At 71.1% G+C, this 21,550-nt stretch carries 19 protein-coding genes; 15 read left to right on the top strand and 4 right to left on the bottom strand.

Features of this window, described 5'->3' with window-relative positions:
• Positions 1-6 precede the first annotated feature (6 nt).
• Complete coding sequence (locus DEJ19_RS00240; protein ID WP_111232531.1) at positions 7-1,296, bottom strand: ABC transporter permease family protein; 1,290 nt, start codon at positions 1,294-1,296, stop codon at positions 7-9.
• A complete protein-coding gene (locus DEJ19_RS00245) occupies positions 1,293-2,009 on the bottom strand; it encodes an ABC transporter ATP-binding protein (protein ID WP_111232530.1) in 717 nt (238 codons plus the stop codon). The genes DEJ19_RS00240 and DEJ19_RS00245 overlap by 4 nt, the downstream gene beginning before the upstream one ends.
• An 86-nt stretch (positions 2,010-2,095) precedes the next feature.
• On the opposite strand from DEJ19_RS00245, the gene DEJ19_RS00250 reads away from it, so the two are divergent.
• The 4 genes from DEJ19_RS00250 to DEJ19_RS00265 all read left to right on the top strand — a co-directional run bounded on the left by DEJ19_RS00250 (position 2,096) and on the right by DEJ19_RS00265 (position 9,541).
• Positions 2,096-4,681, top strand: a complete 2,586-nt coding sequence (locus tag DEJ19_RS00250; RefSeq protein WP_111232529.1) for a carboxylate--amine ligase/circularly permuted type 2 ATP-grasp protein — start codon at positions 2,096-2,098, stop codon at positions 4,679-4,681.
• The gene (locus tag DEJ19_RS00255) at positions 4,681-6,519 is read left to right on the top strand and encodes an N-acetylglutaminylglutamine amidotransferase (RefSeq protein WP_111232528.1); all 1,839 of its coding nucleotides are present in this window, start codon (positions 4,681-4,683) and stop codon (positions 6,517-6,519) included. Before DEJ19_RS00250 ends, DEJ19_RS00255 begins: the two co-directional genes overlap by 1 nt.
• Complete coding sequence (locus DEJ19_RS00260) at positions 6,492-8,462, top strand: S9 family peptidase (RefSeq protein ID WP_258377340.1); 1,971 nt, start codon at positions 6,492-6,494, stop codon at positions 8,460-8,462. Before DEJ19_RS00255 ends, DEJ19_RS00260 begins: the two co-directional genes overlap by 28 nt.
• Before the next feature lie 161 nt (positions 8,463-8,623).
• On the top strand, positions 8,624-9,541 hold the full coding sequence (locus DEJ19_RS00265) for a GNAT family N-acetyltransferase (RefSeq protein WP_220035285.1): 918 nt from the start codon (positions 8,624-8,626) through the stop codon (positions 9,539-9,541).
• Positions 9,542-9,562: 21 nt separating this feature from the next.
• On the opposite strand, the gene DEJ19_RS00270 is transcribed toward DEJ19_RS00265, so the two are convergent.
• Positions 9,563-10,438 (bottom strand): aminoglycoside phosphotransferase family protein, encoded by an 876-nt coding sequence (locus tag DEJ19_RS00270; RefSeq protein ID WP_111232526.1) that lies wholly within the window; start codon positions 10,436-10,438, stop codon positions 9,563-9,565.
• Positions 10,439-10,692: 254 nt separating this feature from the next.
• Here DEJ19_RS00270 and DEJ19_RS00275 point away from each other — a divergent pair, with 254 nt between their 5' ends.
• The 11 genes from DEJ19_RS00275 (at position 10,693) to DEJ19_RS00325 (ending at position 20,658) form a co-directional block, all read left to right on the top strand.
• A complete protein-coding gene (locus DEJ19_RS00275; protein WP_111232687.1) occupies positions 10,693-11,079 on the top strand; it encodes an NUDIX domain-containing protein in 387 nt (128 codons plus the stop codon).
• Between the two features lie 34 nt (positions 11,080-11,113).
• The gene (locus tag DEJ19_RS00280) at positions 11,114-11,482 is read left to right on the top strand and encodes a hypothetical protein (protein WP_111232525.1); all 369 of its coding nucleotides are present in this window, start codon (positions 11,114-11,116) and stop codon (positions 11,480-11,482) included.
• A 256-nt stretch (positions 11,483-11,738) separates the two neighbouring features.
• Entirely contained in the window at positions 11,739-11,906 is a 168-nt protein-coding gene (locus DEJ19_RS00285) for a hypothetical protein (protein ID WP_284176577.1), read from the top strand.
• Positions 11,907-12,514: 608 nt separating this feature from the next.
• Positions 12,515-12,859 carry a DUF7674 family protein gene (locus DEJ19_RS00290; protein WP_146250607.1) on the top strand — a complete coding sequence of 115 codons (345 nt, stop codon included), beginning with the start codon at positions 12,515-12,517 and terminating at the stop codon, positions 12,857-12,859.
• Positions 12,860-13,100: 241 nt separating this feature from the next.
• Positions 13,101-13,817, top strand: a complete 717-nt coding sequence (locus DEJ19_RS00295) for a GntR family transcriptional regulator (RefSeq protein ID WP_110863648.1) — start codon at positions 13,101-13,103, stop codon at positions 13,815-13,817.
• Positions 13,818-13,910: 93 nt separating this feature from the next.
• Entirely contained in the window at positions 13,911-14,933 is a 1,023-nt protein-coding gene (locus DEJ19_RS00300; protein WP_111232523.1) for a sugar phosphate isomerase/epimerase family protein, read from the top strand.
• Positions 14,930-15,883: a 3-hydroxyacyl-CoA dehydrogenase family protein gene (locus tag DEJ19_RS00305; RefSeq protein ID WP_111232522.1), complete on the top strand. Its 954-nt coding sequence runs from the start codon at positions 14,930-14,932 to the stop codon at positions 15,881-15,883. Before DEJ19_RS00300 ends, DEJ19_RS00305 begins: the two co-directional genes overlap by 4 nt.
• A 16-nt stretch (positions 15,884-15,899) precedes the next feature.
• Entirely contained in the window at positions 15,900-16,685 is a 786-nt protein-coding gene (locus DEJ19_RS00310) for an SDR family NAD(P)-dependent oxidoreductase (RefSeq protein WP_111232521.1), read from the top strand.
• Positions 16,686-16,805: 120 nt separating this feature from the next.
• Positions 16,806-18,197, top strand: coding sequence for an MFS transporter (locus DEJ19_RS00315; RefSeq protein ID WP_035809316.1), 1,392 nt, complete (start codon positions 16,806-16,808; stop codon positions 18,195-18,197).
• Positions 18,194-19,900: a dihydroxyacetone kinase family protein gene (locus tag DEJ19_RS00320; RefSeq protein ID WP_111232520.1), complete on the top strand. Its 1,707-nt coding sequence runs from the start codon at positions 18,194-18,196 to the stop codon at positions 19,898-19,900. The genes DEJ19_RS00315 and DEJ19_RS00320 overlap by 4 nt, the downstream gene beginning before the upstream one ends.
• Positions 19,897-20,658: a triose-phosphate isomerase family protein gene (locus DEJ19_RS00325; protein ID WP_111232519.1), complete on the top strand. Its 762-nt coding sequence runs from the start codon at positions 19,897-19,899 to the stop codon at positions 20,656-20,658. Before DEJ19_RS00320 ends, DEJ19_RS00325 begins: the two co-directional genes overlap by 4 nt.
• Here DEJ19_RS00325 and DEJ19_RS00330 read toward each other — a convergent pair.
• On the bottom strand, positions 20,651-21,493 hold the full coding sequence (locus tag DEJ19_RS00330; RefSeq protein WP_111232518.1) for an NmrA family NAD(P)-binding protein: 843 nt from the start codon (positions 21,491-21,493) through the stop codon (positions 20,651-20,653). The genes DEJ19_RS00325 and DEJ19_RS00330 overlap by 8 nt on opposite strands.
• Positions 21,494-21,550 lie beyond the last annotated feature (57 nt).

Raw genomic sequence — 21,550 nt, forward strand, 5'->3', positions numbered from 1 at the left:
TGCGGCTCAGACTCCGGCGTCGACGAGTTGTGGACCCAACGGTCGGCGCCGAGCCTGGAGGACCGGTGCGGTCGTCGCCACCACCATGATGACGAGTCCGACGGCGACCACGAACGGAACGGGACGAAGCGGATCCGTCCAACTCGTCAGGGCCGCTGGGATGGTCGCGATCGCGAGTGGTACTGCGATGAGCGCCGCGGTGACGACCACCGCGACGGCTTCCAGTACCGCAGCGACGAGCCCCGTCCGGAAGGTCCCGCCAGCGGCGACGAGCAGGGCAACGCCCCGTCGTCGGCCCATCGTCGTCATCACCACGGTGGCAGCACCGGTGAAGAGGACGATCAGGACCGGTCCGCCGAAGATGGCCAGGCCGCCCAGGTAGTACGCGGGCGAGTCCCAGACGCCGGCCAGGCCGGTGAGCGAGCCCAGCAGCATCGCCACCGCGAGCAGTGCGATCGCCGAGTGGCTCCGCGCGACGTGGTACATCAGCGACTCGCGCGCGAGGAACCACGCCGGCGGAGCCCCGGGGAGCACCGCGGTCCACGCCGACACGAGCGCTCGGCAGGACCAGGGTGCGACCGTGATCACGAACCCCATCGCGGGCACGAGGAAGAGCATCGTGACGCCTCGCGCGCCGAGCAGCGTCAGCGCGTACATCGTGACGGTGACGCCTCCGAGCACCCAGGCGGTGGTCTTCCGGCCGCGGCTGGGACGGGCGGGCTCGGATTCGGGCTCACGGACGGCGTCCAGGGCGGGGGTCGTCGACGCCGAACGTGCAGCCCCGAGTGCGCTGAGGAACACCACGAGCTCGAACACCACGAAGGCGGTGACTGCCTCGAGCACGCCGAGGCGCGGATCGAGGGCTGGCGCACCGGGGTTCCGGAGGGGCGCCGAGAGGAAGGCCATCAGGCTCCGGAGTGTGAGAGGCATCAGCGCGAGGGCGGTTCCGAACGCGACGAGGGACAACGTGACCGCCTGGGCGAGCACGACCCGGCGGATCAGCGCAGGCCCGAGACCGCCGAACTGCCACAGCGCGTACGTCCGGCGCTGGACGCGGATCGCGAACGTCACGAGCACGTTGAGCGCGCCGATGACCACGATGGCGTTCATCGCTCCGAAGACCATCGCGTGGTTGCGCAGGCCGGCTGCGTCGACGGTGTCGGTGATCCCAGCGGCGGTCGAGACGTCACCCGCGCAGACGAGCGCGACGACGGCGGTCAGGACCATGACGACGAACGTCGAGGTCCAGAGCCGCCAAGCCCGGACGACCTCGGCGAGGACGAGACGTGTGATCACCGGGACACCGCCTCGAGGATCTCCGACACCGAGGGAGTGACGAGCTCCCGGTGCAGCCGTCCGTCGCGCAGGACGAGCACGCGGTCGCCGAGTGCCGCGGCCTCGAGGTCGTGCGTGACCATCACGACCGACCGCGACCCCGTGGCCGCCGCACGCAGGAGTTCGAGCACGCGTGCTCCGGACTCGGTGTCCAGGGCGCCGGTCGGTTCGTCGGCGAACACGACGTCCGGCTGGGTGACGATGGTGCGGGCGATCGCCACGCGCTGCTGCTGACCGCCGGAGAGCTGGCCGGGGCGGTTCTGGGCGACCGCGCCGAGACCGACCGCTTCGAGGGCGTTCCGGACGACCACGCGATCGACCGACCCGGTCGCGAGCCGGAGCGGCAGCGCCACGTTCTCGAACGCGGTCAGGGCTGGGATGAGGTTGTACGACTGGAACACGAACCCCAGGTGGTCGCGTCGGAAGGCAGCCAGCGAGTCACCACGGAGGGTCGCGAGGTCGGTGCCGTCGATCCGGACGGTGCCACTGGTCGGCGAGTCCAGCCCGGACAGACACTGCAGGAGCGTCGACTTGCCGGAGCCGCTCGGACCGACGACGGTGACGAACTCGCCGCGGCCGACGTCCACGGAGACGTCTTCGAGGACGGTCGCGTCATGGCCTGCTGCGCTGCGGAACCGCCGCGTCAGCGCCGATGTCTCAAGGAGGGGAGTCATCACACCAATATATGACATATGTTACGAGCGTGAGTCGGCCGGAGCGGCGGCGGACGCGCCACAGGGCACACGCGTAGGTTCCAGCCATGAGTGCAGAGCTGACGCTCGGCGCCGAGGAAGAGCTGCACCTCATCGACCTCGAGTCCGGCCGACTTTCCGCGAAGGCCCCGCGCCTTCTGCCCAAACTGCCCACCGACCGCTTCGGCGCGGAGCTGCAGCGCACGACGATCGAGACGAACACCCCGGTGGTGCGGACCCTCGACGACCTGCGGCGGGTGATCGTCGACCTGCGCAGTGAGCTCAGTGCCGCGATCGCCCCGGCCGGCGTCACGATCGCCGCCGTCGGCACCGCGCCGAGGTCGGAGTACGCCGACTTCGAGCTGAGCTCCGGCGGTCGGTACGGCCGGATGCAGGAGCAGTACCGGATGCTCGTCGACGAACAGCTCATCTGCGGCCTGCAGGTGCACGTCGGGGTGAGCGACCGCGACCTGGCGGTGCTGATCGCCCAGCGGGTGGCGCCGGTGCTCCCGGTGCTGCTCGCCCTGAGCGCGTCGAGTCCGTTCTGGAACGGGCAGGACACCGGGTACGCGTCGTTCCGCAGCATCATCTGGCAGCGGTGGCCGTCGGCCGGCAGCTTCGGTCCGGTGGAGGACGCCGCCGAGTACGACCGGGTGCTCGACGACCTGATCGCCTCGGGCGTGATCGCCGACAAGAAGATGGCCTACTTCGACGTGCGGCCGTCGTCGCACGCGCCGACGCTCGAGCTGCGGGTCTGCGACGCGACGCCGGTGGTGGACGACGCCGTGCTCATCGCCGGACTCTTCCGCGCCGCCGTGCGCAAGGCCGAGAAGTCGGTCGTGTCGGGCGCCGAGTGGCACCCGCGCAGTGAACCCCTGCACCGTGCGGCGATGTGGCAGGCCGCCCGCTCCGGGTTGAGCGGGGAACTGGTCGGCCTCGGGCAGCACCCCGAACGGCTGCCCGCCGAGGTCGCGGTGCGCCAGCTCGTGTCCCGCCTGCGTCCGGAGCTCGAGGAGCTCGGCGACTGGGGAACGGTGACGGAGCTGCTCGACGCGACCCTGGCCCGCGGCAACTCCACCGACCGGCAGCGCACCGCCTACGCCGAGCGCGGGGAGATGGACGACGTCGTCGCCCTGGTGGTGGAGGACACCGCGGGGCTCCCGTCCGGACGCGACGAGGACCCGGTGGTCCCGATCCCCGGGTACCGCGTCCGCGCCGGCGACGAGGCGGTCGGCCCCGGTGCACGCCCTCGTCCGGCGTTCCGAGACCTGGCGGCGTTCTTCGACGGCTGGGACGCCGAGACGGCGATCGAGCGCTGCACCGCCCGCGACGTCTGGACCCGCGAGCACCACGTCGGCTTCGTGGTGGACGGCGGGGCGCAGGAGTTCGGCTGCGACCTGGTGCCCCGGACGATCAGCGCGTACGAGTGGTCGCAGCTCGAGCGTGGCCTGGGGCAGCGTGCCCGCGCGATCGAGCTGTTCCTGCGTGACGCGTACGGCGACCGGCGGATCGTGGCCGACGGCGTGCTGGACGCGGACCACTTCGTCGGCGCGAAGGGCTGGGACCCGGACGCCACCCGGCTGCCGGCGACCGCCGTCCGTGCGCCGGTGCTCGGGTTCGACCTGGTGCGCAACGAGTTCGGCGGCTGGCGGGTGCTCGAGGACAACGTCCGCTCGCCCTCGGGCGTCGCGTACGGCATCGCCCTGCGCGAGCTGATGGACGACGTCGTGCCGGACGCCCCGCGGCCGGCGCACCTGCGCGACCCGCACGGCGTGATCGACCGGCTGCGCCGGACCCTCTGCGCGAACACCACCGCGGTGACGGGCGCGACCGACCCCGTGATCGCACTGGTCAGCGACGGCCCCGCCGCCGGCGCGTGGTTCGAGCACCGCAGGCTGGCCGACGGGGCCGGCATGCGCCTGGTGTCCGGGTCGGACCTGGAGGTCCGCGACGGACGCGTGGTCGACGCGACGACGGGTGACGTGCTCGACGGGCTGTACCTGCGGATCGACCGCGACGTCAGCGCGCTGACGGCGGAGCACGCTCCCGACCTCGGTGCGCGGATCCTCGACGCGGCGGAGGCAGGACGGGTCTACCTGGCGAACGCGCCGGGCAACGCGCTGGTCGACGACAAGGCGATGTACGTCACCGTGCCGGACCTGATCTGGTACTACGTGGACGAGAAACCCCTGCTGGCATCGGTGCCGACGTACCGCACGAGCATCGAGGTCGAACGGCTGTCGGTCCTGGACCGCGTCGGGGAACTCGTCACGAAGCCGGTCGACGGCGAGGGCGGCCGCGGGGTCCTGATCGGGCCGAGCGCGAGCGCCCCCGAGGTGGCCGAGCGACGGCGCGAGATCGCCGCGGACCCCGCCGGGTGGGTGGGGCAGGAGGTGGTGCAGCTGTCCTCGCACCCGACGATCGGACCCGCCGGTCTCGACCCGCGGCACGTGGACCTGCGGGCCTTCGTCTACGCGACGGGGACCGGACCGGACGACGTGCACCTGGCCGACGTCGCCCTGACGCGCGTCGCGCCCGAGGGCAGCATGGTCGTCAACTCGTCGCAGGGCGGCGGCGCGAAGGACACGTGGATCGTGGGGAACGCCCCGGCGGACACCGACTCCGCCCCGGCGGACACCGAGGGAGAGCGCTGATGTGTGGACTCGCGGGTGAGATCCGGTTCGACGGCCGAGCGCCGGACGTCCGGGCGGTCGCCCGGATGACCGGCTGCATGACGCACCGCGGCCCGGACGGCGACGGCCTGTGGGCTCGCGGCCCGGTCGCCCTGGGGCACCGACGGCTGTCCATCGTCGACCTGTCCACCGCGGGCGCGCAGCCGATGGTGCTGGCCGAGGCCGGGCTGACGATCGCTTACAACGGGATGGTCTACAACTACCGGCAGCTCCGCGACGAGCTGCACGGCAAGGGACACCGGTTCGCGTCGACGTCGGACACCGAGGTCATCGCCCTGGCGTACGCCGAGTGGGGCACCGCGTTCGTCGACCACCTGATCGGGATGTTCGCCATCGCCATCTGGGAGCACGGCAGCGGCCGGCTGGTGCTGGCGCGGGACCGGCTCGGCATCAAGCCGCTCTACGTCGCACCCGTCCCGGGCGGGCTCCGGTTCGCAAGCTCCCTGCCGGCGATCCTGGCCGGCGACGCCGGCAGCGGAGGCAACGGCAGCACGAGCGGCAGCGGCGGCACGAGCGCCGGGCGCATCGACACGTCCATCGACCCCGTCGCCTTCGCCTCGTACATGAGCTTCCACTCGATCGTCCCCGCACCCCGCACGATCCTGGCCGGCGTCGGCAAGCTCCCGCCCGCCACCGTCCGGGTGATCGACCCCGACGGCACCACGCACGACACCGTCTACTGGGAACCTCGCTTCGAGCGCGACCCAGCCAAGTCCGACTGGTCCGAGCGGGACTGGGAGCAGGCGTTCATCGGCTCGCTCCGCACCGCCGTCGAGCGCCGGATGGTCGCCGACGTCCCCGTCGGGGTGCTGCTCTCCGGTGGGATCGACTCCTCGCTCGTGGTCGGACTGCTCGCCGAGGCCGGGCAGCAGGACCTCGCCACGTTCAGCATCGGGTTCGAGGCGGCGGGCGGTGAGTCCGGCGACGAGTTCGAGTACTCCGACCAGGTCGCTGCGCACTTCGGCACCGACCACCACCGCATCCACATCCCCTCGTCGCGGCTGCTCGACGGCATCGACGGTGCGGTCGCCGCCATGAGCGAGCCGATGGTCAGCCACGACTGCGTCGCCTTCTACCTGCTGTCGCAGGAGGTCTCGCAGCACGTCAAGGTGGTGCAGTCCGGCCAGGGCGCCGACGAGGTGCTCGCCGGGTACGACTGGTACCCGCCACTCGCCGACGTGCCGCGCGACCAGGCGGCCGAGGCCTACCGCTCCGTGTTCATGGACCGCCGGTGGCCGGCGCTGCAGGGCCTGCTCGGGGAGCGGTGGAAGAGCGACGACGACACCCCGTCGGCCTTCGTGGACCGCCAGTTCGCACGGCCGGGCGCGGAGACGAGCGTGGATGCCGCGCTCCGCAGCGACACCACGATCATGCTCGTCGACGACCCGGTGAAGCGCGTCGACAACATGACGATGGCGTGGGGGCTCGAGGCCCGCGTGCCGTTCCTGGACCACGAGTTCGTCGAGCTCGCCGCCGCGATCACGCCGTCGATGAAGCTCACCGACGGCGGCAAGGGCGTGATGAAGCGCGCCTCGCGCGGGATCGTGCCCGACGCCGTCATCGACCGCAGCAAGGGCTCGTTCCCGGTCCCCGCCATCCGCCAGCTCGAGGGCCCGTACCTGGAGCGCGTCCGCGACGCGCTGCACGCACCCGAGGCGCGGGAGCGCGGGCTCTTCGACCCCGCCACCGTCGAGCGGATGCTGCAGGACCCGAACAGCACCAGGACCGCGATCGGCGCGAACGCGCTCTGGCAGCTCGGCCTGATCGAGATGTGGCTGCAGCAGCAGGGGGTGCGGTGATCGTGGGTTCCGTCCGGCCTGGAGGCGCGCAGGGCGTCGCGTCGTCGGCCACCGTCGAGCCGTCGGTCACCACCAGGGCCGCGGCCGACCTGGGTGCGCGGCTCACCGCCGCCTGGGGGTCGTGGGGACCGACCATGACCCGGAACGCCCGGCGCGTGGCGTTCGTGAGCGACCGGCACGGCACCCCCGAGGTCTTCGTGCAGGACGTCGTCGTCGACGGCGAGCTGCCGGAACCGGTGCGGATCGCGCTCTCCGACGACCCCGTGATCCGGGTGTCGTGGTCGTCCGACGGGGAGTGGCTCGCCGTCGCGCTCGCGACCGACGGTGGCGTGAAGCAACAGGTCTGGGTGGTGCGGCCGGACGGCTCCGACGCTGCGCAGATCGCCGGCTCGCGGTACCAGCACGCCGAACTCGGACCGTGGAGCCGCAGCGGGCACCGGGTCGTCATCACGCTGCCCTCGACCGAGCCCGAGCAGCCGGCCCGTGCGTACCTGGTCGACCCGGTCACCGGGGACCGCGACGACCTGGCCGTGGGGGAGCTCATCCACATCCTCGACCTGTCGGTGGAGGAACGGCTCGTCGTGCTGAGCGACGGGCAGCGCGGCCAGGAGTTCGTCGTGGTCGTCGACCGGCTGACCGACGAGAGCCACGCCCTGTTCACCGACGACCCCGACGGGTCCGCCGAGATCGCGTTCCTCCGGCCCTCGCCCGCGAGCGAGACGAGCCCGCTCGTCGCCTACGTCGCCACCGAGGCCGGACTGCCCCGCCGCGGACTCGTCGCGCAGCCGGTCGGGCCGCACGGCTGGCGCGGCACACCGCGGCGGATCGTCGAGCGCGACGACGCCGAGCTCGAGTACCTGGACGCCGACGACGCCGGCCGCACCCTGCTGCTCGTCTGGAACGTCGACGGTCGCAGCGAACTCGACCTCGTCAACACGCACGACGCCTCGCGCACCCCGGTGCCGGACCTGCCCGGGTACGTCGTCACCGACCCCGTGCTCAGCCGTGACGGCCGGAGCGTGCTGCTCGCCGTCGAGGGACCGACCCGGCCGCGCGAACTGTGGCGGCTCGACACGAACGCGCTGACCTGGAGCCGGGTCACCGACGTGCCGGTGCTGCCCGACGTGCAGCTGGTCGAGCCGACGCTCGAACGGTTCGCCGCCCGTGACGGGCTGGAGCTGACCGGCTGGCTGTACCCAGCCGTGGAGCCGACCGCGTCGGTGGCGGGAGCCGACGTCGGAACGCATGTCGGGCCTCCAGGCCGCGCAGCGCTCGTCCACCTGCACGGCGGACCGGAGTCGCAGGAGCGACCCACGTTCTCGCCGCAGCACCAGGCGCTCGCCGCCGCCGGGGTGACCGTGTTCGCGCCGAACATCCGCGGCTCCAGCGGGTACGGCCACGAGTTCGTGCACGCCGACGACCTGGCGTTGCGGTGGAACGCGCTCGCCGACGTCGTCGACTGCGCGCGGTTCCTGGTGACCAACGGGTACGCGGATCGCTCCCGGGTCGCCGTCGAGGGGCGCTCGTACGGCGGGTACGCGACCCTCGCGTCCCTGGCGTTCACGCCCGACGTGTTCGCGGCCGGGGTCGCGGTGTGCGGGATGAGCGACTTCGCGACCTTCTACCGGGACACCGAACCGTGGATCGCGGCCGCTGCCGCCACGAAGTACGGCCACCCCGTCGAGGACGAAGCCCTGCTCGCGGCACTGTCGCCGATGCGTGCGATCGACGACGTCACGGCGCCGTTGCTCGTCGTGCACGGCGAGCTCGACACGAACGTGCCGATCGGTGAGGCGCACCAGGTCGTGGCGGCGCTGCGGGAGCGGGCGCACGACGTGGAGTACCTGGAACTCGAGGGTGAGGGGCACGAGTACCGGCGGGCGGCGTCGCAGGCGCTGCTGGTGCGGCGGATGGTGGAGTTCGTGGCGGCCCGGCTGGGGTGAGGCGGGGCGCTCGGTCTGGTGCTCGCGCGGGTTCTTCGTGGTGCGAGGTTGCACGCTCGGTGCGAGGTTGTTTCCTTGCACCGGGTGGTCAACTTCGCACCGTGCCGTCACCGGGTGCAACGATGCGTCGGCGGCGCTCGCCGCGGGCGGAGAATGGTGGGATGACGACGACTGCGCCGACCTCGACCGCGCTGCCCCGACCCGGAGAGGTCCTCGTGGCCTCGGCAGCGGACGTCCAGCTGGTCGTCCAACGCGCGACGAACCACTACGCCTCCGGTGTCGTCGCGGACACCGCCGGGTGGGCGGACGGCGATCGTCGGCGGATCGAGGACCTCGGGTTCCGCGGCGGAGACTCCCGCGGCGAAGCGCTCCGGACCCTCGACCTGACCATCGCAGACGACGGCACCCCGACGCGCATGCTCGACGCACCCGCCATGGCCGCGCTGAACAGCCACCACGCGCGGTTCGCCGAGCGGCGCGGCGACGTCGTCCGCTACCAGACCGACGTGTCGGTGTGGACGGGGATCCCCGGGCAGCCCACCGCGCAGGACTGGGAGGACGTCCGGGCGCTGCTCGGGTCGGGCGGGATGCTCGGCGTCGGTGCGGCTGCCGTCCTGCCCGTGGGGTGGGAGCTCGTCGAGGGTGCCGGCGGTGTGCAGCTGACCGGCGAGGCGATCGAGGGTGCGCCGGATCCCGAAGCCGTCGTGCTGACGCCCGACGACGTGCCGGAGATGACCGCCCTGGTGGAGCGGACGAAGCCGGGGCCGTTCCTGCCGCGGACGATCGAGCTCGGCACGTACCTGGGCATCCGGCGGGACGGGCGGCTCGTCGCCATGGCGGGGGAGCGCCTGCACCCGCCTGGGTGGACCGAGATCAGCGCGGTGTGCACGGACGAGGCGTACCGGGGGCAGGGGTTCGGGCGCCGGTTGGTGCTCGCCGTCGCGCACGGCATCCGGCAGCGGGGCGAGACCCCGCTGATGCACGCGGCCGCCGGGAACACCGGGGCGATCGGGCTGTACCAGCACCTGGGGTTCCGACTGCGGGACCGTGGGGCGCCGCGGTTCGTGCGGGTGCCGTGAGCTGCGTCCTGGTCTGACGGGTCAGAACGCGGCGAGGGCGCGGCGGAGCATGTCGTGGCCCTGGGCCTCGAAGCCCTCGTCGCCGACCGCGTAGGCCCAGGTCGCCGTCCCCACTGCTTCGCGGAGTTGGAGCCAGCGCCACGCGTCCGGAGTGCGCGGATCGTCGCCGTACCCGTCGAAGAACGCCGCTTCGAGGGCGGGATCGTGCTGCCAGTGGAGCACCGCGAGGCGGGTGAGGTCGAAGGACGCGGGGCGCCAGCCGAACCGGCCGAAGTCGATGACGCGGAGCCTGCGGTGGTGGTCGTCGCGGGCGTCGTCGTCCACGATCCAGTTGCGCGGGTGGAAGTCGCCGTGGGTCGGAACGAGGGACTGCGTCGCGTGGTCGGTCGGGAGTGCGCGCAGTGCTGCTCGCGCGCGGGCGACCACGTCGTCGGGGATCCGGTGCGGGGCGTCGAGCGCGGCCAGTGCCTTCGCCTGCTCGTGCAGTAGGAACGTCGGGTCGTGGCGGGTGTCCTGGTCGTGCAGCCGTCGGAGCAGTGCTCCGGCCTGACGGTGGACGTCTGGGTCGTGCTCGTCCGGGGTACCGAGGGCGAGGTGCCCGGGGACGCGTTCCAGCACGAGGATGCGGTGCTCCTCGTTCGCGGCGACGAGGGCACCGGCGTCCCCGCTGGCTCGGAGTGCAGCGGTGGCGGTGCGGTGAGCGTCGAGCTCGCGGGGGAAGTGCGTGTTGGTCGGGCCGGAGGCCTTCACGGTGAAGCCGTCGTCGCCAGCGCGGACGAGCAGGACCCTCGTGTCGAGGAGCCCCCACGACTCATCGGCCACGACGACGGCATCGGGGAGCGTCTGCTGCACGAACGCGATCTGGTCGTCGTCGAGTCCGGTGTCCCCCCAGTGCATGGCGGCACGTTACCGTCCTGCTCCGACCACTGGAACCCCTCGACAACGTCGCGGCCGCCGATCCGCTGCCACCGCATGTTGACGTTCCGCGTGCCGGTTCGTCCTACGCTGGCGGTGTGGACGAGTGGTGGGATCTTGTTGACGCGGCCGGGGCGCCGATGGGTGGGACGTTCCGGTGCGGTGACGCGGGTTGGCCGGGCGGGGCGTTCCATCTGGTGGTCACGGTGTGCGTCTATTGAGCCGACGGAACCGTCCTGCTCACGCAGCGGGCTCCGACGAAGGAGTTCGCCTTCGGGTGGGAGTTCCCCGGTGGGAGCGCGTTCGCAGGCGAGACTGGTCCTGCAGCTGCGTGCCGAGAGCTGCTCGAGGAGACCAACGTCACCGTCGACCCCGAGGCTCTGCGCCGCGTCGGCCGCTTCACCGAGGAGACGGCGCTCGTGGACCTCTTCGTCGTGCAGGAGCCGAGTGGTTCAGCGGTGCGAGCGGATCCGACCGAGGTGATGGATTGGCGTTGGGTCTCCCTGTCGGAGGTCGCCGCGCTTCGCCAGAGTGGGGTGATGGCAGAACCATGGGGGCCGCGGCTGGATGCGCTGTGGCCAGCGGCGATGGCATCGATCCTCGCTGCCCGCATGGCACTCTGATGACATCCGAGAGACGGACCAGAACAGGAGCCCGATGGCGTCCCGCATCCAACGCGCACCGCTCGGCGACCGCGGCGCGCTGTGGAACCTCGTCCTCATCTGGGTCGTCATCGTCGTCGGGCTGCTCGCCGCGATCGGCTGCGTCGGCTACATCCTGGACGAGAGCCTCATCTCGTACAGCACTTGCGCCGCCCGCACCGTTTCCTGCGGGGATGCCGGCTGGTACAGCAGCATGGGGCTCACCTTCTTCGGCGGCTTCGCGGCAGTCGTCACCGGCGGTGCGTTCGGCATCCGCCGCCACCACCGCGCCAGCGGCGTCTGGTACCCGCTCGCCGGCCTCGGCGGCGCCCTCCTGCTGACCGCGGTCGCCGTCGTCATCCTCAAGGCGGCGACGAACACGTAGGTCGCCGCACCTCGCCGTCGCGGCAGGTAGGGGACGGCCGGGGTCCCCGTCTCAGTGAGCCATCGGCACTGCTACCCGATGGTGACCTGCCTGCTGTACGACGGCAGGCCCTTGCCTGCTGCGTTCACCGGGGTGACTGAGACCATGTTGCTCCCGGCGGACAACCCTGTGAGCGTCAGAGGGCTCGACGTTCCAGTCACACTGTCTCGGTAATCGGAGAGAATGTAGCTCGTGATGGGCAGGCCCCCATCAACAGATGGCCGCCGACCTGCAGGCCGGCCGCGCCGCGACGCAGGAGCAGAGACCCCAGCGCGATATCTCGGAGGCCGCCGAGGCTCCGCAGCGCGCCGAACAGCTATGGCGTCATCAGGTCGCCTTGGACGCGCAACGGCAGTTGGAGCAGCGTCGCGGTCTATGCCACTGACCGCTAGGGCACTGTGATTGGTCCGGTCGGAGCGTCATGCACATTGACCGCCGCGGCCGACGGGTCCGGCTCCGCGGTACTCGTTGTGGCCGTCCTTCAGAACCAGCCGATAATATAGCTCATGGCATTCCGCCCCCGCTAGTTCTCTGCATGGCCGCCGAGACGACCTGGTGACCCCCCGAGAGAGGGGGTGACGGGCACCTGAGGATCCCCTATATTTTGCCCGGGGGTCTTCCGTGAATCTCCCATGATCAAATGAGAGAGATCGATGCCTCGTTTCCGGCTTCTTGCCGCGCTCGCCACAGTTGTCCTGGCTGCCCTGCTCAGTCCTATTGCTTCCGCCTCGGCCGAAACCAACACGGGGATACTCACAGGAGCAGTTTCAGGCCCAACTGTGAGCCCCAACGGCATCCAAACTGCAATCCGCCTATTCAGTAGCGCGAATGGTGGCGAGTACGCATACCAAACGGTCGATGATCAAGGGAAAGCAGGAAAGTAACGGACTCCGAAACCTGCTCAAGGGCAAGTCAGGACCCCTCTCCGAACACGATCGGGAAGTGGCACAGGCGCTCTTGGACGATCTGCAGAACGCAATGGGAGGCTAAGCCTTGACACCGACCGAATGGGGCGAGCAGTTCGTGGCCAAGCATCCTGAATACAAGCAACTGCTCGACGACCCGGTCAATTGGGATGACAGCCATAATCTAATGGAGCACCTGTTTCTAGGCGACGTTGTCATCCAGATCTCCGCCGCATACCGGCTCGATCCCAAAGATTCACGCATTCAGATGACGCTTGACGATTTAGATATCGATTATGCGCGCGGCGGGGAATGGTTGCAGAATGCGATAGCTGTTTCATTCGTCGAAAGTCTCGGTCGGCTGTCCCCTATTGTCGAAATCCTCGGGCCGGAGCTGCGCCAAGTTGCTCGGGAGATGTTGCACGTGAAGTAGGCGTCTGATAGTGCGGTTCCGTTGTTCAGCTACGTTTTTGGCGCGTGTTTTCCTGAGGCCTTAGCCGATTACCCGTTGACACAAGAGCGCCATATGGGCGCGCAGGGAGAGGCAATCGAGCAAGTCCGGCAACGACATGAGCGCGATGCCGCGACCACATCGAAGAAGGTGACGGCCGTGGGCAGCCTGGCTCGGCCCCCTCCCACCGAGCCCCGAGTCGTGGATTCTCTAGGATCGACCCATGTCCACGACCATGCCCGGCTTCGGGACGGAGCGCATCACGCAGCTCGGCCTGCGCGACCGCGTCTACGACCGGGTGCTCGAGGTCCTGATGGGCCACGACGTCGAACCGGGCATGCGGCTGTCGATCGACGGACTGGCCCGCTCCCTCGGAGTCTCGCCGACCCCGGTGCGCGAAGCCCTCGTGCAACTCGAACGCACCGGCCTCGTCACTCGTGAAGCGAACAAGGGCTACCGGGTCTCGCCGCCCCTGGCCGGCGACCAGCTCGAGGCCCTGTTCGACGCCCGGCTCATCGTCGAGAGCGGCGCCGTCGAGCTCGCAGCCCGCGGCGACGTCGACGGCCTGCGCGAGCGACTGGCGGCAGCGCTCGACGAGCAGGCTGCGGTGGCCGCCGAGGTCGCGTCCGTCGGGGCAGCGCAGGCGCCGGAGGAGCTGATGGCCCGCTTCTTCCGCAGCGACTGGCAGTTCCACCAGCTGATCTTCGACGCGACACGGAACCCGTTCCTCGAGGAGATGTCCGAGATCATCACGACACGCGTGCACCGCATGCGGCAGATCGTCGAGGGTGGCGGGGACGACACGGATCGTGCGGTCCAGGAACACCGGGCCATCCTGGAGGCGCTGGCTGCGGACCCGACGTCGGCCGTCGCCGCGATGCGGCTCCACATCGACGCCGTCCGGTTGCGTTCGCGCGCGGACGCGTCCCACACGAGCTGAGGCGGAGGGGTTGCGTTCCGGCGTCGTGCGAGTATCTTTCCTATAGGAAAGAGGTTCACCGCTGAACCACCACGACATGCAAGGGAGCATTCCGTGACCACTCCACAGGACTGGGTCGACCAGGATTGGGACCCCACCACCTGGACGTCGAAGACCTGGCCGATCGCCGCCTGCCTGCACGGGTTCGCGCAGGTCACCCGCGACGGGACGGCCTTCCACGACGCCCCCGCCGAGGTGTGGGACGAGGTGTTCGCGCAGATCGAGGCCGTCGGCTTCTCGCTCGCCGAGCTCGCCGACAGCCACATCCGGCCCGCTGACCTCGAACCCTCGCGCCGCGACGAGCTGTTCGCCGTCGCGAAGGCGCACGGCATCGGGATCCCGTCGGTGCACCTGCAGCGCAAGAGCGTCATCCAGCCCGGGCACGAGGAGGAGAACCTGGCCTACGCCCACCGCACCATCGATGCGGCGGCCGAGTGGGGCATGCAGGTCTTCTCGACCGGGCTGCACCAGCCGTTCACCGACGCTCAGAAGCGGGCGCTGTGGTTCTGGACGGCGCCGGGCCCGAAGGACCCGGACGACCCGGAGGTCTGGGCCGCTGCGGTCAAGCGACTGCGGGAGCTCGGCGAGCACGCTGCGAGCGTCGGGCTGCCGATGGCGCTCGAGCTGTACGAGGACACGTACCTCGGCACCGCCGACAGCGCGGTCCGCCTGGTCGAGGAGATCGGGCTCGACAACGTCGGCCTGAACGCGGACGTCGCGAACCTCATCCGTCTGCACCGTCCGGTCGAGGACTGGCGGGAGCTCTTCGCGAAGACCATGCCGTACACGAACTACCTGCACGTGAAGAACTACACGCGTGACGAGGCCGGCGACGGCAGTTGGGCGACGAGCGCGCCGAGCACGATGGAGACAGGCCTCATCAACTACCGCCAGGTCCTGCGCGACGCCGTCGCCGACGGGTTCCGCGGGATCGTCATGACCGAGCAGTACGGCGGGGACAGCCTCGGCGTCTGCGCCACCAACCAGCAGTACATCCGATCCGTCCTCGCGACGACGAAGCTCGACGCGACGGCGACCCCGACTGCAGCAACCAGCACCGAAGGAGCAATCCGATGAGCACCCTCGACATCGCCGTCGTCGGGTCCGGCTACATGGGCGGCGGGATCGCCCAGGTCCTCGCCCTCGCCGGCCACACCGTCCGGATCGCCGACGTCTCGGCCGAGATCGCCCAGCAGAACCTGGAGCGACTGCTCACCGAGACCGCACAGTTCGTCGCCGACGGGCTGTTCCCCGAGGACGCCGTCGAACGGGTCCGTGCACACCTGAGCGCTGCCGAGTCGATCGAGGCCGCCGTCGCCGACGCGGACTTCATCGAGGAGGCCGTGCCGGAGAAGCTCGAGATCAAGCACGCGACGCTGCGCCGCATCAGCGAGGCCGCCCGCCCCGACGCCGTGATCGGCTCGAACACCTCGACGATCCTGATCGAGTCGCTGGCCGAGGCGGTCGTGGGCCCGGAGCGGTTCCTCGGCGTGCACTTCTCGAACCCGGCGCCGTTCATCCCCGGCGTCGAGCTCATCCCGCACCCGACCACGAACGAGCACGCGATCGAGGTCGGCGAGACCGTCGTCGCCGCGACCGGCAAGCAGTCGGCGCGGGTGAAGGACTCGACGGGGTTCGTCCTGAACCGCCTGCAGTACGCGCTGTTCGAGGAGGCCACGAAGATCGCCGACGAGGGCATCGCGAGCCCCGACGACATCGACACCATCGTCCGCACCACGTTCGGGTTCCGCCTGCCGTTCTTCGGCCCGTTCGCGATCGCCGACATGGCCGGGCTCGACGTCTACGCGTTCTGCTTCGAGTCGCTGCAGACCCGCTGGCCCGAGCGCTTCGCCACCCCGCCGTCGCTGCAGCAGCACGTCGACGCCGGTGAGCTCGGCACGAAGTCCGGCGCCGGGTACCTCGACGTGCCGGCCGACCGCACGCCCGAGCTCGTGGCCTACCGGAACAAGGCGTACGTGGCGATGCAGAAGCTCCTCGACGAGCTCGGCCCGGCACCGATCCACTGAGCCCGGAGCACGAACCATGAGCACGCAGAACCAGTCAGCCGGCCAGCACCAGGACCGCACCGTCGTCCTCACCGGGGCCGCCTCGCCGCGGGGCATCGGCCGCGCCACCGCCCACCACCTGGCCGAGGCCGGGTGGGACGTCGGGATCATCGACCTCGACCAGACGGCGAGCGAGCAGGTCGCCGCGGGGATCCGCGAACAGCACGGCGTGCGGGCCGTCGGCGTCGGTGCGAACGTCGCCGACGAGTCCGCCGTCCGTGCCGCCTTCGACACGATCGAGGCCGAACTCCGGCCGATCACCGCGCTCGTGAACCTGGCGGGGGTCTCGTCCGCGCACGCCTACCTCGACCTGCCCGAGGGGGAGTGGCACCGGGTGCTGTCGATCAACCTCGACGGTGTGCACTTCGCCAGCCTGCGGGCGGCGGAGTCGATGGTGCGGTCCGGCTACGGGCGCATCGTGAACCTGTCGTCGGTCTCCGCCCAGCGTGGCGGCGGCACCTTCAGCAAGACCCCGTACACGGTGGCGAAGGCCGGCGTGATCGGCCTGACCCGTGGCCTGGCGCGCGAGCTCGGCCCGCGCGGCGTCACCGTCAACGCGATCGCCCCCGGTCCGATCGACACCGACATCATGGGCGGCACCCTGTCCGAGGAGCGGAAGGCCGAGATGGCCGCCGACGGCGTACTGCCGCGCATCGGCACCCCGCGGGACATCGCTGCAGCGATCGCCTACCTGATCAGCGAGGACGCCGGGTTCGTCACGGGCCAGACGCTCAACGTCGACGGCGGCCTGTACATGCACTAGGGCCAGCCGCCCACGGAACGCGCGCCGACCGGGCGACGCGATCCGTGCCTCCCGTCCGGACGACCGAACCGACCGCCGGACGCCAGAACGACCGCACCGTGCTCGCAAAGGAGCGAACCCGTGTCACTACCCCCTGCCCCCGCGCTCGGGTCGACGAACGACCCCGGCCTGAAGTCCGCCATCGGCAAGGCGACGAAACACCTCATGCCGATGCTCGTCATCCTGTACTTCGTCGCGTTCCTCGACCGCACGAACGTCGGCTTCGCCGAAGAGGCCCTGCGCGTCGACCGCGGCATCTCCGACGCCGCCTTCGCCCTGGGCGCCGGCATCTTCTTCATCGGCTACGCGATCTTCGAGATCCCGTCGAACCTGCTGCTCAAGCGGTTCGGTGCGCGCTTCTGGCTCGCCCGGATCGCCGTCACGTGGGGCATCGTCGCCGCACTGTTCGCCTTCACGACGAACGACACGATGTTCATCATCCTGCGCTTCATCCTGGGTGTGACCGAGGCCGGGCTGTTCCCGGGCGTGATCATGTACCTGTCCGAGTGGTTCCCGAACAAGGTGCGCGTGCGCATGTTCGCGATCTTCTACCTGGCGCAGCCGTTCTCGCAGATGATCGGCGCCCCGCTGTCCGGCGGCCTCATCAGCGTCGGTGACCAGGTCACCCCGTTCCACGGCTGGCAGGTCATGTTCGCCGGCGAGGGGATCCTCGCGGTGCTGGCGGGCATCGCGGCCCTGGTGTTCCTGACGAACAGTCCGCAGCAGGCTAAGTGGCTCGAACCGGGCGAGAAGGCGTCGCTCACCGCGGCCATGGAGCGCGAGGACACCGCCCGCAGCGAGGACGGTCCGAAGGGCATCTGGCGCGCGATGGCGAGCGGGCGCGTCTGGTACTTCACGATCATCTACTTCTGCCTGCAGGTCGCCGTGTACGGCACGACGTTCTACCTGCCGCAGCAGGTGTCCTCGCTGCTCGGGCAGGACGTCGGCTGGCAGGTCGGCCTGGTGTCCGCGATCCCGTGGCTCGTCGGACTCGTCGCCTGCTACCTGATCGGGTCGCGTGCGGACTCCGTCGGACGCCGTCGTCGCTGGGGCACCCTGTTCTACGTCACGACCGGCCTGTCGATCCTCGGCTCGGCGTGGGCGGGTGCGAACGGGCAGCCGGTGCTCGGCATCCTGTTCATCACCCTGGCCGTCGCGAGCTTCCTGGCCGTCGGCCCGATCACCTGGGCGTACCCGACGGCGTTCCTGACCGGTGCCGCAGCCGCAGCGGGCATCGGCCTGATCAACTCGCTCGGCAACCTCGGCGGGTTCGTCGCCCCGATCATGCGCACCGCGATCAACGAGGTGGTGCCCACCGACAGCGGTGCGTTCGGCATCGTCTCGCTCGGCGTCCTGGCGTTCGTCGCCGCGGTGATGATCTTCTGCACCAAGTTCTTCCGCGGGGCCAAGGCCGACGAACTGCTCGACACCTCGCACGTCCGCACCACCGACCCGAAGGGCAGCAAGCGATGACCAGACTGTTCAACGACCCGGCGGACTTCGCCGACGAGGCGACCGACGGCTTCGTCGCCGCGAACGAGCGGTGGGTGCGGAAGGTGCACGGCGGGGTCGCCCGCTCCACCACGAGCCCCGACGGCACGGTCGCGGTCGTGATCGGCGGCGGCTCGGGCCACTACCCCGCGTTCGGCGGGCTGGTCGGACACGGCCTGGCCGCCGGTGCCGCGATGGGCAACCTGTTCGCCAGCCCCAGCGCCCAGCAGGTCACCGGGGTCGCGAAGGCCGCGGAGCACGGCGGCGGGGTGCTGCTCAGCTACGGCAACTACGCCGGTGACGTCCTGAACTTCGACGCCGCGGCGCGCACGCTCGAGGCCGACGGCATCCCGGTCCGAACGGTCCGCGTGACCGACGACGTGACGAGCGCCCCGGCCGACGACCGCGCGAAGCGCCGCGGCATCGCGGGTGACCTGTGCGTCTTCAAGGTCGCCGGCGCCGCCGCCGAGCGCGGGGACGACCTCGACACGGTCGCCGCCGTCGCCGAACGGGCGAACGACCGGACGCGCAGCTTCGGCGTCGCGTTCTCCGGGTGCTCCCTGCCCGGCGCCGAGGAACCCCTGTTCACGGTCCCCGAGGGCCGGATGGCGGTCGGCATGGGCATCCACGGCGAGCGTGGCATCGACGAGACGGACGTGCCGTCGGCCGACGGCCTGGCCGAGCTGCTGGTGTCCCGGCTGCTCGACGAACTGCCCGACGGCGTGGCACTCGAGGGCCAGCGGGTGGTCCCGATCCTGAACGGCCTGGGCTCGGTCAAGTACGAGGAGCTCTTCGTCGTCTACCGCTCGGTGCAGCGCCGACTGGCGGACGCCGGCGTCGTCATCGTGGAGCCCGAGGTCGGTGAACTCGTCACGAGCTTCGACATGGCCGGGGTCTCCCTGACGCTGTTCTGGCTCGACGACGAGCTCGAGGAACTCTGGGCAGCACCCGCGGACACGCCCGCCTACCGCAAGGGCGGTGCGGTCGCCGAACAGCGGGTCGACCCGTCCACCGTGGCGGCGGACGCCGAGGGCGTCGGCATCGGCCCGGCGACCGACGAGTCCCGTGCGGTCGCCGAACAGGTCGCCGCCGGGTTCGCCGCGGTCCGCGCCGTCCTCGACGAGCACGCCGACGAACTCGGCCGCATCGACGCCGTGGCCGGTGACGGCGACCACGGCATCGGGATGCAGCGGGGATCGCACGCGGCCGACACCGCAGCCGCCGACGCGGTCAGCCGCGGTGCCGGTGCCGGCACCGTCCTGCTGGTCGCCGCGGATGCCTGGTCCGACAAGGCCGGCGGCACGTCCGGTGCGATCTGGGGTGCCGCCCTGGAGGCACTGGGTCGCGTGGTCGGGGACGACTCGCGTCCGTCGGGTGCCACCGTCGCGCAGGGGGTCCGCGCGGCCACCGAGGCCGTGCTCGCGTTCGGCGCCACCGTCGGTGACAAGACGATGGTGGACGCCCTGGTGCCGTTCGACGAGGTGCTCCGCACCCGGCTCGACGCCGGCGCGGCGCTCGCCGAGGCCTGGGGCGACGCCGTCCGTGCCGCCCGCGGAGCCGCGGACGCCACGGAGTCCCTCGTGCCGAAGATGGGCCGGGCGCGCACGCACGCCGACCAGGCCGTCGGCACCGCGGACCCCGGCGCGCTGTCCTTCGCCCTCGTCGTGGAGACGGTCGCCCCGTGATCACCGTCGGGGTGTCGCTGAAGACGTACTTCTCGCACGCCCGGACGCTGTCGTGGGCGGCCGAGGTCGCCGACATCGCCCGGCGACACCCCGCGGTCCGCTCGGGTGCGGCGTCGCTCTTCGTGGCGCCGACGTTCCCGGCGCTCGTCCCGGTGCGTGACCTGCTCGCCGGCACCGGGGTGCAGCTCGCCGCGCAGGACCTGTCGTGGGCTGATGCAGGCGCGTTCACCGGCGAGGTCTCCGGCGCCGAACTGCGGGAGATCGGCGTCGACCTGGTCGAGATCGGGCACGCCGAACGGCGTTCCCTGTTCCACGAGGACGACGCGACGATCGCGGGGAAGGTGCACGCGGCCTTCCGCAACCACCTGCGTCCGCTGGTCTGCGTCGGGGAGCCGGACCGGGCCTCCGATCCGACCGAGGCCATGGCGGCGGTGACCGCGCAGCTCGACCGGGCCGTCTCGGCCGCCGTCGCGGACGGTCTCGCCGGACCCCTGACCGTCGCCTACGAACCGGTGTGGGCGATCGGCGCACCGGCACCCGCACCGGACGACCACATCGTGGCGGTGCTCGCCGGGATCGAGCAGCACCTCGCCACCCGGCCCGAGCTGCACGGCAGCACCGTCCTCTACGGCGGCAGTGCCGGACCCGGCCTGCTCACCCGGGGGCAGGGCCGGATCGGCGGGCTGTTCCTCGGACGGTTCGCCCACGAGCCCGCAGCGGTCGAGGCGATCCTCGACGAGGTCGCGGCGCTCAGCTGAGCTGGTCGCGCACCGGCCGTGGGGCGCGACCGAGCAGTTCGCCGAGCAGCGGATCGGTGCCGGCGAACAGGCCCCGCTCGGCGGCCTGGTACATGCCGAGCAGGAACCCGACCATGTGCGGGTCCTGCCCCGCGGCCAGCGCACGGGCACGCCACTCGTCCTCGCCCAGGGCCTCGAACCCGATCGTCCGATCGGACACCTCGGACGCCTGCCGAGCCAGGTCGGCGAAGGTCGGCGCGTCCGGAGCGGTGAGCGTCACCGGCCCGTCGAACGGCTGATCGGCGAGCAGGATCGCGGCGGCTGCCTCGGCGGCATCCTCGCGGGCGGTCCACGACACCGGGCCGTCGACGGGGACGGACACGACGCCGGTCTCCTGCCACGGTCCCGTCATCCAGGCGGCGCTGTGCGCGTAGAAGCCGTTCCGCAGGCTCGTCCACGGCAGCCCGGAGTCGCGGAGCAGGTCCTCGGTGGCGGCGTGGTGCGCGGCGGGCACGAAGGGCGAACCGTGCGCGGCGCCCTGGTGGCTCGTGTACAGGACCCGGCCGACGCCGGCGTCCACGGCCGCGTCGACCGCGGCACGGTGCAGCGCGACGGCGTCGGCGGCCGGGTCGCTCGACGAGACGAGCAGGAGCTGATCGGCGCCCGCGAAGGCTGCCGGCAGGGTCTCCGGTTCGGCGTAGTCGCCGCGGCGGACCTCGACGCCGCGGTCGGCGAACCGCTGTGCTCGGGCCGGCTCACGGGTCACCACCGCCAGGTCGGACGGCGCGAGGTGCTCGAGCAGGTGGTCGGCGGTCGCGCCGTTGAGGGCTCCGGTGGCCCCGGTGATGAGGATCATGGCTTCTCCGTATCGGTGGAAACAGCGCGTCGGTATCGCTGGTAACACAGTGATAGC

Source organism: Curtobacterium sp. MCSS17_016 (assembly GCF_003234255.2).
GTDB classification, from domain to species: domain Bacteria; phylum Actinomycetota; class Actinomycetes; order Actinomycetales; family Microbacteriaceae; genus Curtobacterium; species Curtobacterium flaccumfaciens.

Bases quoted from the DNA above. Each gene is read 5' to 3' on its own strand.
- DEJ19_RS00245 (WP_111232530.1), bottom strand. From the start codon at position 2,009: ATGACTCCCCTCCTTGAGACATCGGCGCTGACGCGGCGGTTCCGCAGC.
- DEJ19_RS00250 (WP_111232529.1), top strand. From the start codon at position 2,096: ATGAGTGCAGAGCTGACGCTCGGCGCCGAGGAAGAGCTGCACCTCATC.
- DEJ19_RS00255 (WP_111232528.1), top strand. From the start codon at position 4,681: ATGTGTGGACTCGCGGGTGAGATCCGGTTCGACGGCCGAGCGCCGGAC.
- DEJ19_RS00265 (WP_220035285.1), top strand. From the start codon at position 8,624: ATGACGACGACTGCGCCGACCTCGACCGCGCTGCCCCGACCCGGAGAG.
- DEJ19_RS00270 (WP_111232526.1), bottom strand. From the start codon at position 10,438: ATGCACTGGGGGGACACCGGACTCGACGACGACCAGATCGCGTTCGTG.
- DEJ19_RS00280 (WP_111232525.1), top strand. From the start codon at position 11,114: ATGGCGTCCCGCATCCAACGCGCACCGCTCGGCGACCGCGGCGCGCTG.
- DEJ19_RS00285 (WP_284176577.1), top strand. From the start codon at position 11,739: ATGGCCGCCGACCTGCAGGCCGGCCGCGCCGCGACGCAGGAGCAGAGA.
- DEJ19_RS00295 (WP_110863648.1), top strand. From the start codon at position 13,101: ATGTCCACGACCATGCCCGGCTTCGGGACGGAGCGCATCACGCAGCTC.
- DEJ19_RS00305 (WP_111232522.1), top strand. From the start codon at position 14,930: ATGAGCACCCTCGACATCGCCGTCGTCGGGTCCGGCTACATGGGCGGC.
- DEJ19_RS00310 (WP_111232521.1), top strand. From the start codon at position 15,900: ATGAGCACGCAGAACCAGTCAGCCGGCCAGCACCAGGACCGCACCGTC.
- DEJ19_RS00320 (WP_111232520.1), top strand. From the start codon at position 18,194: ATGACCAGACTGTTCAACGACCCGGCGGACTTCGCCGACGAGGCGACC.
- DEJ19_RS00330 (WP_111232518.1), bottom strand. From the start codon at position 21,493: ATGATCCTCATCACCGGGGCCACCGGAGCCCTCAACGGCGCGACCGCC.